Genomic DNA, 12129 nt, shown 5'->3' with positions numbered 1-12129 from the left:
AATTATTGCTAACACCTGCAACCTAACAACATTCCAACCGCACTTCCAAAGCTCCATATCAATAATAATTTATTGTTGCTTCTCAAGAAACTTTAGTGCAGTCCTCTTTAACTCCACCTCTGGAGAATAAGGCGCAGACCAACCGAGAGCCGTCTTTGTTGCCGTAATGTCAACCTGCAAAGAACCACAAACTCGCTGTATGACAGAGTGCATTCCACACAATCTCAAAACCGCCCTGAGCACCACTTCGGGAAAAGGTATCAGCAACGCCTTGCCACCGATTGTCTCTCGCAGGCAACGCAACAGTTCGCTAGTGGACAAATCTCTGCCATCGCTGACCAGGAAGGTCTGATTCCTGGCACCAACGTGATCAACACAGGTGACAATCAGATCCACCAGATTACTGATACCCACCAAACTTCTACGATTATTGATTGCGCCCATCGGCAACGGCAACCGCCTCGTCAGCACGCTCATCATCCGGTAGAAATTTGCCTTTACACCCGGCCCATAGACAAGCGGAGGCCTGATAATGACAACCTCCATCCCGGTCTCTTTACCGATACTCTTCAGCGCCTCTTCCGCCTCGAACTTTGAAATGCCGTACGCATCAAGAGGCGCCGGGATGTCATCGGCCTTGAACGGATGACCTGGCAGCGTCACCTCACCGTTAACCTTGATCGAACTGATAAATATGAAGCGTCTGACCCCTGATTGCGCCGCTTTTCGCGCCAGTTTCACAGTACCGTCGACGTTTACTTTTCTAAAGGCTGCGAGCGCATCTGGTGCTGCCTCTTTCATGACATGCACGCGCGCGGCCGCGTGAATCACCGCATCTATATTCTCGAACTCGGGCAGCTCATTCGAACTGGCAAGATCGAACATTACCGTGGGGCACAATCCCGACAAACACGATGCCCTTCTGACGACAGCTACCGGGGTCAGCACTTGATCAAGCAATAATCGGAGAACGACCGCCTCGCCGACAAAACCGGTAGCACCTGTAACCAATACTCTTCGGGAAGTCATCTTGCCTTCCCTCCTAACAGAGAAGTTAACCAACAGGTAAAGAAAAACAACACTTTGTCACGCAATCGTCGCCGGCAACTTGCAGCACTCAGTGATAGTTTGAGTAACTGCCAACGCCCCAGCTTCGACCAGCGCCGAACAAAAGGATCCGAATCCAGCCCCACCAACCGCACAATCAATCGCACCTGATCAAACCACCAACCATCATGGATCGTTTTGTATCGAGCAATCAGATTGGAAATTCCGGTATTCGCGCCCACCTGATTGTGCTCGTGCTGCCGATATCGCATAGAAGGCAAAGGATCTATGAACCAGCGATATCCATGGCTACGCGCAAAGGCGTAACAGAACCAGTCATGCAAAGTGACACCCTGCAGCGAATGCCAGTTGGCCAGCATTGATTGTTTCAGGTGTTGCGCCAATGCGCGACTGAATACATAGGTACAACCTGGACCTGCCGCCTCGAATATATGATCCCAGGCAACCTGAGGCTGCGCCTTATTCAAAACAACAGTTCGCCCATCCGACCAAAAGGCCGTGACATTGCTCGAATAAGCGGAGTATTCGCCGGTTGCAAGAATATCGGTGGCGCGCTTCAGTTTTTCAGGAAGCCAAATATCGTCCTGATCGGAAAACCCGACGAAATCAAACGCAGTCAGATCGACATCACGAACCAAGCGATAGAAATTACATGCAGCGCCGCCATACCGATCACCGGTAGGCAGCACTGTCACACAATCATGTCGGGCGGCAAGATCTGCACACCAGGCTTCAGTACCATCCGTTGAGGGGTCGATACTGATAAAGAGGTTGAGCTCCACCCCTTGCTGGCAAAGAATCGAAGCGACCTGCTCTTCGATCCATGCCATGCCATTGTACGCAGCAAGCAAAATTGCAACTTTAATGGGTCTCACCGCTATACCAGCCCTGAATTACCCCTAAAGAAGGGCGCACTGAATTTTCACGAGCAAATTCAGATATGACCTGTCTCCAACAGTTGCTGCAGATATTGCCCGTAACCGGTTTTCTTCAAGCGCCCTGCCTGTTGCGCGAGCTGGACAGCATCAATCCAGCCATTGTTGTAGGCGATTTCTTCCAGGCATGCGACCTTGAAACCTTGCCGATGCTCGATCGTATGCACAAAGTGACTGGCCTCAAGCAGCGACTCGTGAGTCCCTGTATCCAACCATGCGAAACCGCGACCAAGAAGCTCAACCTTCAAGGAATTCTGGCTCAAATAGGCCCGATTTACGTCGGTGATTTCAAGCTCACCACGCGGAGAAGGCTTGATTCCCTTGGCAATCTCGACGACCTTGTTGTCATAGAAATACAAACCGGTAACCGCATAGCTCGATTTGGGCTTGGCCGGTTTCTCTTCAATGCTCAGCGCCCGACCTTGCGCATCAAACTCCACGACACCGAAGCGCTCGGGATCAGAAACATGATATCCAAACACTGTGGCCCCCTCCTGCTGAGAGCAGGCTGAGCGCAGATTGTCGGAGAAATGCTGACCATGAAAAATATTGTCGCCCAGAATCAGGCAGCACGGATCATCACCGATGAACTCTTCACCAATGATGAACGCCTGAGCAAGACCATCGGGGCTTGGCTGCTCTGCGTAAGTCAGCTTGATGCCGTATAGACTTCCGTCTCCCAGCAACTTGCGGAAGCTTGGCAAATCATCGGGCGTGGAAATGATCAGGATTTCACGCATGCCGGCCAGCATCAGCACCGACAAAGGATAAAAGATCATCGGCTTGTCGTAGATGGGCAGCATCTGCTTGGAAACGCCGAGCGTCAGTGGATGCAGGCGTGTGCCGGAACCGCCGGCGAGAATGATGCCTTTACGATTTGTCGTGATCATTTATTCAGAACTTCCATAATCATTCGGGTTACACCACTTTGCCAATCCGGCAAGTGTAGAGAAAAGTTGTCGCGCAGTTTCTGAGTGTCCAGTCGGGAATTCAGAGGGCGGCGCGCAGGAGTCGGGTAGGCGGTGGTATCTATTGGATTGATTGCCTTGACGGCAAGCTCCTCACCGTTAGCCTTGGCAAGGTCAATCACATGACAGGCATATCCGTGCCATGAGATTTCGCCGGCAGCGGCCAAATGATAGAGACCTGCCAACTCAGGGCGGAGCAGAACCCGCTGAATAGCCAATGCTGTCACGTCAGCAATCAGGTCAGCACCTGTTGGAGCACCGATCTGGTCGGCGATGACACCAAGTGTCTCGCGATCCTTGGCCAGACGCAGCATGGTCTTGGCGAAATTATTGCCACGCGCTGCATAGACCCAACTTGTACGGAAAATCAGGTGCCTGCAACCCGAGGCGACGATCGCCTGTTCGCCTGCCAGCTTGCTGGCGCCATAGTGATTGACCGGCGATACCGCGTCGGTCTCCCGCCAGGCAGCCAATCCTTCTCCACTGAACACATAGTCGGTGGAATAGTGAATCAGCCACGCGTTCAAAGACGCAGCTTCCTGCGCCATAACCTTCGTGGCGAGACCGTTCACGCGATCAGCCAACTCGATTTCGGACTCGGCCTTATCAACGGCAGTGTAAGCCGCCGCATTGACAATGATGTCGGGCTTGACCTGACGAATCGTATTACGCAGCGCGTCAAGGTCAGACAGATCACCAGTCAGACCGCCAGCCGGGTGGCGATCCAGAGCAACCAGTTCGCCCAGAGGAGCCAGGGAGCGTTGCAGCTCCCAGCCTACCTGGCCGTTTTTTCCAAGTAGAAGGATTTTCATGCTTTTTTTGAACGGTCTGCGTAGTTTTGATCGATCCACTGTTGATAGCTGCCGCTCTTCACGTGAGCAACCCACTCAGTGTTCTGCAAATACCACTCGACAGTCTTGCGAATACCGGTTTCGAAGGTTTCTTCCGGCGTCCAGCCAAGCTCACGTTGAATCTTGCTTGCATCGATCGCGTAGCGCTGGTCATGGCCAGGGCGATCCTGCACATAAGCAATCAGACTTGCGTGCGGGCGATGCGCGGAATCAGGACGAAGCTCGTCAAGCAGCGCGCAAAGAGTATGGACAACCTCAATGTTCTGCTTCTCGTTGTGACCACCAATATTGTAGGTCTCGCCAATGACACCTTCAGTTACAACCTTGTACAGCGCACGCGCATGGTCTTCGACATACAACCAATCGCGAACCTGATTGCCTTTGCCATAGACCGGCAATGGCTTGCCTTCCAGTGCATTGAGAATGATCAACGGGATCAACTTCTCGGGAAAGTGGCAAGGGCCGTAATTGTTCGAGCAGTTTGTCACCAGTGTCGGCAAGCCGTAGGTGCGAGCCCATGCGCGAACCAGGTGATCGGAACTGGCCTTGCTGGCCGAGTACGGGGAACTAGGCTGATAAGGTGTAGTTTCAGTGAACAGATCTTCCGGACCTTCCAGATCACCATAAACTTCGTCAGTCGAAATGTGATGGAAACGGAAGCTGGCTTTACGCGCATCATCCAGTGCAGCCCAATAATGGCGAGCCGCCTCAAGCAATGTGTAAGTGCCGATGATGTTGGTCTGGATGAACTCGGAAGGCCCGGAAATAGAGCGATCAACATGAGATTCTGCGGCCAGATGCATAATCGCATCGGGTTGATGCTCACGCAGAACACGATCAATCTGATCACGATCACAAATATCAACACGCTCAAAAGCGTATCGCGAGTCATGACTGACCTCAGCCAAAGACTCCAGGTTACCGGCGTAGGTCAGCTTATCAACGTTAACGACAGAGTCGGTGGTGTTGGAGATGATGTGACGGATGACTGCCGAGCCGATGAACCCGGCGCCGCCGGTAACTAGAATTTTCACGCGAAAGCATACCCTTGAGCTGCGGACAGGCCATATAAGGGCGCTGTCTAATCCATGAATGCGGAAGCCACCAACCTCAGGGCTTCCGTCAGAGTCAGTCTGAATCGACGTGGAAATAGACCACTATCGAACAAGGGTTGCATTTTACAGCTTAATGAACGTTTTACTAATGGATATGGACAAGCGACGACCCAAATTTGATAGGCGCGCTGCAACCATCAAACTCAGACAAGGCGCTTTCGTGCAGCTCTGGACGAACGCCCCAGAAACCACCCAAGGATCGGACCAATCAGCATGCCAACGAGCAATGCGCACACCACCACCAACGATAGTGGAAGTTGTGGCCCAGCCAAACCGAGAAACATCAACGAGGTGGATTGCTGATTCTCGAGCACGAACGCCAGAATCACCAACACCAACAATAAAATGAAAACGCCAAGAAGCATGCGCTTGAGGTTACGCATGAGTGACTCCTTGAGAAATAGCGACTGTCAAACCCCCTCCTCCTCTTCCTCGTTTACCCGATCACGCAATTCCTTGCCCGGCTTGAAATGCGGAACAAACTTGCCGTCAAGGCTGACCGACTGACCGGTCTTCGGATTGCGACCGACGCGCGGCGCACGGTAGTGCAGAGAGAAGCTGCCAAACCCACGGATCTCGATGCGATCGCCGGTAGCCAGGCACTGGGACATTTGTTCAAGCATGGTCTTGATGGCCAGCTCCACATCCTTGGATGAGAGTAGCCCTTGATGGGTGACAATTCGTTCGATCAACTCCGACTTCGTCATATTTTTCCCTTCTTTTTCAAGCAGCTAGATCAGCGCTTGAAAGGTTTTAGCACGCCCGGAAGATTTTGAACAGCCCAGGGATTGACATATCTTCCTTGGCGCCGAAACACCTGTTTTCAGTGCACAAAAGCACAAACCGAAGCCGCGCACATTCAACGGCACATGACCAGCATGGTTCGAGTGACGTAGCCTGCGGGATTGAAGCCAAACGGATATTCATCTTCATCCCTGGCCTGGTCAGATCGGGTGATTACCCTGTAACCCGCCCCCTTACACTCCTTCGCCGCGCGTCTTTGGCACTTCTCCCACCCCGAACCCAGACCAGAGCAGTCGATCTCGATACCGCTGACGCCGCGCACGGCATGCGTTTTGGCACTTGTGGTACATCCAGCCAAAACCAACACTGCAATCAACACAATAAACCTGTTCATCCACTTCCTTATGCCAGGCAACGCCCGACTACCGCACGAGTAATACCCAGCTTAGTCGCGAATAGGCGATTGATCCGATTAAAGAAACAGACAACTCGCTGAAGAGATTGGTTTCACCACAGCCCCGACATACGCAAACCGCGGCACACCTCATCAAATCGCGGGCACAAAAAAGGGCGACCGAAGTCGCCCTTTTTCATGATCAAGCAGAACTTAGTTCTGTTTGGCCATTGCTTGACGCAGCAGTGCCGCCATAGTGGTGTCAGCTGCTTCACCTTCCGGAGCTGCTTTCAGGCTCTGGATGGCTTCTTTCTCTTCAGCATCGTCTTTCGACTTGATCGAGAGCTGGATTACGCGGCTCTTGCGATCAACGCTGATGATCTTGGCTTCAACTTCCTGGCCTTCTTTCAGAACGTTGCGCGCGTCTTCAACGCGGTCACGGCTGATTTCGGAGGCTTTCAGGGTCGCTTCGATGTCGTCAGCCAGAACGATGATGGCGCCTTTGGCGTCAACTTCTTTCACGGTGCCAGTAACGATAGCGCCTTTGTCGTTAACCGAGACGTACTCGGAGAACGGATCGCTTTCCAGTTGCTTGATGCCCAGGGAGATGCGCTCGCGCTCTGGGTCAACCGACAGGATGACGGTGTCCAGTTCGTCGCCCTTCTTGAAACGACGTACGGCTTCTTCGCCCACTTCGTTCCAGGAGATGTCGGACAGGTGAACCAGACCGTCGATGCCGCCGTCCAGACCAATGAAGATACCGAAATCGGTGATCGACTTGATGGTGCCGGAGATCTTGTCGCCCTTGTTGAACTGGCCAGAGAAGTCTTCCCATGGGTTCGACTTGCACTGCTTGATGCCCAGGGAGATACGACGACGCTCTTCGTCGATGTCCAGAACCATGACTTCCACTTCGTCGCCGACTTGTACGACTTTCGAAGGGTGGATGTTCTTGTTGGTCCAGTCCATTTCCGAAACGTGTACCAGACCTTCAACGCCTTCTTCCAGCTCAGCGAAGCAGCCGTAGTCGGTCAGGTTGGTTACACGAGCGGTAACGCGAGTGCTTTCTGGGTAACGGGCTTTGATAGCAACCCATGGATCTTCGCCCAGTTGCTTCAGGCCCAGGGAAACACGGTTGCGCTCGCGATCGTATTTCAGAACCTTGACGTCGATTTCGTCACCAACGTTGACGATCTCGGAAGGATGCTTGATGCGCTTCCAGGCCATGTCGGTGATGTGCAGCAGGCCGTCCACGCCACCCAGATCGACGAATGCGCCGTAATCGGTGAGGTTTTTGACGATACCTTTGACTTGCTGGCCTTCCTGCAGGGATTCCAGCAGAGCTTCACGCTCGGCGGAGTTCTCGGCTTCCAGGACGCTGCGACGGGAAACGACAACGTTGTTGCGCTTCTGGTCCAGCTTGATGACCTTGAATTCCAGCTCTTTGCCTTCCAGGTGCGTGGTGTCGCGCACTGGACGGACGTCAACCAGGGAACCTGGCAGGAACGCACGGATGCCGTTAACGTCGACAGTGAAGCCGCCTTTAACCTTACCGTTGATAACGCCCTTGACCACTTCCTCGGCTGCGAAGGCTGCTTCCAGAACGATCCAGCATTCAGCGCGCTTGGCTTTTTCACGGGACAGCTTGGTTTCACCGAAACCGTCTTCAACCGAATCCAGAGCTACGTGAACTTCGTCACCGACATTGATAGTCAGGTCACCAGCATCGTTGTAGAACTGTTCCAGCGGGATGAGTGCTTCAGACTTCAGGCCAGCGTGAACGGTTACCCAGCGAGCCTGGTAATCGATATCAACGATAACACCGGTGATGATGGAGCCTGCCTGAAGGTTCAGGGTCTTTAGGCTTTCTTCAAAGAGTTCCGCAAAGCTTTCGCTCATTTTAATTCCTGTAGATGAGGGCGAAGAATACGCCCATCTCCACACCCCAGACGGTGTGGGTTAGTTTCATTTAAAAGAAGCGCTGCAGGACTATGACTGGTCCCCTGCGGCCTTCTTGGTCACCCGGCGATATCGCGAATGGCGATCTCGCTCATGATGCGTTCAAGCACCTGATCGATGGACAACTCCGTGGAATCCAGCTGTATCGCATCAGCCGCCGGCTTGAGCGGGGCTACTGCGCGCTGGGTATCACGCTCGTCGCGTGCACGGATCTCATCTAGCAGACTCGACAGACTAACATCCTCGCCTTTGCCCTTCAACTGCAAATATCGGCGACGCGCCCGCTCCTCGGCACTGGCAGTCAGAAAAATCTTCAACGGCGCATCGGGAAACACCACTGTGCCCATGTCGCGACCATCAGCCACCAGACCCGGCGCTTCCTGGAAGGCGCGCTGACGCTGCAGCAGCGCCTCGCGCACTGCCGGCAGCGCAGCCACCTGGGACGCTCCCGCACCAACACTTTCGGTACGGATCACATCGCTGACTTCATCGCCCTCAAGAATGATGCGCTGCAGCTGACCTTCGGTCGCCGCAATGAACTGCACATCCAGATGAGCGGCCAGTTTCTTCAGCAGCTCTTCATTGGTCAGGTCGACACCATGGTTGTGCGCAGCGAACGCCAGCAGGCGATACAGCGCACCGGAATCCAGCAGATTCCAGCCCAGACGCTTGGCCAGAATCCCGGCGACCGTGCCTTTGCCCGAACCGCTTGGCCCATCGATGGTGATGACCGGTGCAATGTTTTTCACGACTGAGCCTCTTGAGCCACACGAATGCCGACCTGCGCGCACAGCGCGAGGAAGTTCGGGAACGACGTCGCAACGTTGGCGCAATCATGGATGCGGATCGGCGCAGTGGCACGCAGCGAGGCAACGCTGAACGCCATGGCGATACGGTGATCACCGTGACCATGCACTTCACCACCACCGATCTGACCGCCGTCGATAATGATGCCGTCCGGGGTCGGCTGGCACTTGACGCCCAGCGCCAGCAGGCCGTCCGCCATGACTTGAATGCGATCCGATTCCTTGACGCGCAGCTCTTCGGCGCCGGTCAGTACAGTGCGACCCTCGGCACACGCCGCCGCCACGAACAGCACCGGGAACTCGTCGATGGCCAGTGGCACCAGCGCCTCCGGAATCTCGATACCTTTCAGTTTAGCTGCCCGCACGCGCAAGTCGGCTACGGGTTCGCCACCGACTTCACGCTGGTTTTCCAGAGTGATATCGGCGCCCATCAGGCGCAGGATGTCGATGACACCGGTACGGGTCGGGTTGATGCCCACGTGCTCCAGCACCAGCTCCGAACCTTCAGCGATCGAGGCCGCCACCAGGAAGAACGCCGACGACGAGATGTCGCCCGGTACTTCAATGTGGGTCGCGGTCAGCTTGCCGCCGGATTCGACCGACGCGGTAGCGCCATCGACGCTCACCGGGTAGCCGAAACCACGCAGCATGCGTTCGGTGTGGTCACGGGTCGGCGCCGGCTCGGTCACGGTGGTCTTGCCTTCCGCGTACAGACCCGCCAGCAGCAGGCAGGACTTCACCTGAGCACTGGCCATCGGCATGGTGTAGGTCAGACCCTTGAGCTTGTGCCCGCCACGAATGGTCATCGGCGGACGACCTTCGGCAGCCGTTTCGATCACGGCGCCCATTTCCCGCAGCGGATTGGCCACGCGATTCATCGGACGCTTGGACAGCGACGCATCGCCGGTCAGGGTGCTGTCGAAGTTCTGCGCCGCCAGCAGGCCGGACAGCAGACGCATCGAAGTGCCGGAGTTGCCCAGATAGATCGGGCCCGGCGCCGGCTTCAAGCCATGCAGACCGACACCATGAATGGTCACACGACCGTGGTGCGGGCCTTCGATGACCACGCCCATGTCGCGAAATGCCTGCAAGGTCGCCAGGGCATCTTCGCCCTCCAGGAAACCTTCAACCTCGGTCACGCCTTCGGCCAGCGAGCCGAGCATGATCGAACGGTGGGAAATCGATTTGTCACCTGGTACGCGAATCCGACCGGACAGGCGGCCACCAGGTTGAGCCAGGAAAATCAGATCGTTGGAATTCATAGCGTCCACATAGGCCCTGCGGGCCAGGATTTTACTGAAATGCTCGCGGGCAACCCGGGCGCGCGTGAAGACGCCCAACAATTGGTGCCCATCCCCTGCATCGACCGCGTCGCGCAAGGCGTCGAGGTCGCTGCGAAATGTATCGAGTGTGCGCAGGACAGCCTCGCGATTGGCGAGGAAGATGTCGTGCCACATCACCGGGTCGCTTCCGGCGATTCTTGTGAAATCGCGGAAACCGCCCGCAGCGTAACGGAAGATCTCAAGGTTTTCATTGCGTTTGGCCAACGAGTCGACCAGACCAAAGGCCAGCAGGTGCGGCAGATGACTGGTCGCGGCCAACACTTCATCGTGGCGCTCGACCTGCATGTGCTCGACGTCAGCGCCCAGCTCGCGCCACAAGCGATCAACCACTGCCAGTGCGGCCGGGTCGGTTTGCTCGAGCGGCGTGAGGATCACCTTGTGCCGCCGGAACAGCTCAGAGTTGGAAGCTTCCACCCCGCTCTGCTCCGACCCGGCAATCGGATGACCCGGCACGAAACGCGCCGGCATGCCGCCGAATGCCTCGGTCGCCGCGCGCACTACATTGCCTTTGGCGCTGCCGACATCGGTCAGGATCGCCTGGCCCAGATCGACGCTCGCCAGACGGGCAAGCACTTTCTCCATCGCCAGGATCGGCACCGCCAGTTGAATCACGTCAGCGCCCTGACACGCAGCGATCAGATCGTCTTCACAGCGATCCACCACACCCAACTCGACCGCCAGCTTGCGCGATTGCGGGTCGAGATCGACCCCGACCACTTCGCGGCAGAGACCGCTTTCACGCAAGCCTTTGGCAAACGAACCACCGATCAAGCCCAGACCGACCACCACAAGGCGACCGATCATAGGTGCAGCAGATTGCAGAGCAGTGACATCACCCACGAGCCAGAACCTTGCGCAGCGCTTCGAGGAAGCGGCTGTTTTCCGCCGGCAGACCGATGGTCACCCGCAGGTGGTTCGGCATGCCGTAATTGGCCACCGGACGCACGATCACGCCTTCACGCAGCAGCCCCTGGAAAATCGGCGCAGCAACCTGACCGAGATCGACGCAGATGAAGTTGCCTTTGGACTCGATCCAGCTCAGACCCAACTCACGGAACCCTGCCTGCAACTGCTGCATGCCGGATTCGTTGAGCTGACGGCTTTGCGCCAGATACTCCTCGTCTTTCAGCGCCGCACAGGCCGCGGCCAGCGCCAGGCTGTTGACATTGAATGGCTGGCGCACACGGTTGAGCACGTCCGCCACCACCGCAGTGGACAGGCCATAACCGACGCGCAGCGCTGCCAGGCCATAGGCCTTGGAGAACGTGCGCGAGACCAGCAGGTTCGGGTACGCCGCGAGGAAGTCCAGACCGTCCGGCAGATCACTGCCTTCGGCATATTCGATGTACGCCTCGTCCAGCACCACCAGCACGTGCTCCGGCACGTCCTGCAGGAACTCATCCAGCGCTTCGGCGCCGAACCAGGTACCGGTCGGGTTGTTCGGATTGGCGATGAATACCACGCGGGTATTGGCGTCGATGGCCGCGAGCATCGCAGGCAAGTCGTGGCCCCAGTCCTTGGCCGGAACCACTTTGGCCTGCGCACCGACCGCCTGGGTCGCGATCGGGTAGACAGCGAACGCGTGCTCACTGAACACTGCGTTCAGGCCCGGCGCCAGATAGGCGCGCGCCACCAGCTCGAGAATATCGTTGGAGCCGTTGCCCAGGGTCACCTGGTTCAGCTCGACGCGGCACTGCTCGGCCAGCAGCGATTTCAGCGCAAAGCCGTTACCGTCCGGATAACGGGTCAGCTCCGCCAGTTCTTCGCGGATCGCCGCCAAGGCTTTCGGACTGGCGCCCAGCGGATTTTCGTTGCTTGCCAGTTTGACGATTTTCGCCGGATCCAGATCCAGCTCGCGCGCCAGCTCGTCCACAGGCTTGCCCGGAACGTACGGCGAAAGTTGTTGCACGCCCGGCTGTGCCAGAGCGAGGAAGTTGCCACTCATT

At 56.3% G+C, this 12129-nt stretch carries 12 protein-coding genes; all 12 read right to left on the bottom strand.

Going from position 1 to position 12129, the window contains the following annotated elements:
* Positions 1 to 69: 69 nt before the first annotated feature.
* Positions 70 to 1029, bottom strand: a complete 960-nt coding sequence (locus ACU680_RS03950) for a UDP-glucose 4-epimerase family protein (RefSeq protein WP_400764232.1) — start codon at positions 1027 to 1029, stop codon at positions 70 to 72.
* Positions 1026 to 1949: a glycosyltransferase gene (locus tag ACU680_RS03945; protein ID WP_448178720.1), complete on the bottom strand. Its 924-nt coding sequence runs from the start codon at positions 1947 to 1949 to the stop codon at positions 1026 to 1028. The genes ACU680_RS03950 and ACU680_RS03945 overlap by 4 nt, the downstream gene beginning before the upstream one ends.
* 53 nt (positions 1950 to 2002) lie before the next feature.
* A complete protein-coding gene (gene rfbA, locus ACU680_RS03940) occupies positions 2003 to 2893 on the bottom strand; it encodes a glucose-1-phosphate thymidylyltransferase RfbA (protein ID WP_448178687.1) in 891 nt (296 codons plus the stop codon).
* Positions 2890 to 3783: a dTDP-4-dehydrorhamnose reductase gene (rfbD, locus tag ACU680_RS03935; RefSeq protein WP_400764229.1), complete on the bottom strand. Its 894-nt coding sequence runs from the start codon at positions 3781 to 3783 to the stop codon at positions 2890 to 2892. The genes rfbA and rfbD overlap by 4 nt, the downstream gene beginning before the upstream one ends.
* On the bottom strand, positions 3780 to 4856 hold the full coding sequence (gene rfbB / locus ACU680_RS03930; protein ID WP_025113093.1) for a dTDP-glucose 4,6-dehydratase: 1077 nt from the start codon (positions 4854 to 4856) through the stop codon (positions 3780 to 3782). Before rfbB ends, rfbD begins: the two co-directional genes overlap by 4 nt.
* A 224-nt stretch (positions 4857 to 5080) precedes the next feature.
* Entirely contained in the window at positions 5081 to 5320 is a 240-nt protein-coding gene (locus tag ACU680_RS03925; protein ID WP_367085310.1) for a LapA family protein, read from the bottom strand.
* Positions 5321 to 5347: 27 nt separating this feature from the next.
* Positions 5348 to 5644 (bottom strand): integration host factor subunit beta, encoded by a 297-nt coding sequence (ihfB, locus tag ACU680_RS03920; protein ID WP_003189779.1) that lies wholly within the window; start codon positions 5642 to 5644, stop codon positions 5348 to 5350.
* A gap of 152 nt (positions 5645 to 5796) precedes the next feature.
* Complete coding sequence (locus ACU680_RS03915; protein ID WP_007963627.1) at positions 5797 to 6075, bottom strand: hypothetical protein; 279 nt, start codon at positions 6073 to 6075, stop codon at positions 5797 to 5799.
* Positions 6076 to 6288: 213 nt separating this feature from the next.
* Positions 6289 to 7974 carry a 30S ribosomal protein S1 gene (rpsA, locus tag ACU680_RS03910; protein ID WP_007963626.1) on the bottom strand — a complete coding sequence of 562 codons (1686 nt, stop codon included), beginning with the start codon at positions 7972 to 7974 and terminating at the stop codon, positions 6289 to 6291.
* A gap of 119 nt (positions 7975 to 8093) precedes the next feature.
* Positions 8094 to 8783, bottom strand: a complete 690-nt coding sequence (gene cmk / locus ACU680_RS03905; RefSeq protein ID WP_007963625.1) for a (d)CMP kinase — start codon at positions 8781 to 8783, stop codon at positions 8094 to 8096.
* Complete coding sequence (locus ACU680_RS03900) at positions 8780 to 10987, bottom strand: bifunctional prephenate dehydrogenase/3-phosphoshikimate 1-carboxyvinyltransferase (protein WP_247268177.1); 2208 nt, start codon at positions 10985 to 10987, stop codon at positions 8780 to 8782. The genes cmk and ACU680_RS03900 overlap by 4 nt, the downstream gene beginning before the upstream one ends.
* A 28-nt stretch (positions 10988 to 11015) precedes the next feature.
* Positions 11016 to 12128, bottom strand: a complete 1113-nt coding sequence (gene hisC, locus ACU680_RS03895; RefSeq protein ID WP_095137263.1) for a histidinol-phosphate transaminase — start codon at positions 12126 to 12128, stop codon at positions 11016 to 11018.
* Position 12129 lies beyond the last annotated feature (1 nt).

It is taken from the genome of Pseudomonas sp. LF020 (assembly GCF_053456425.1).
This window is presented reverse-complemented; position numbering and strand designations above follow the sequence as displayed.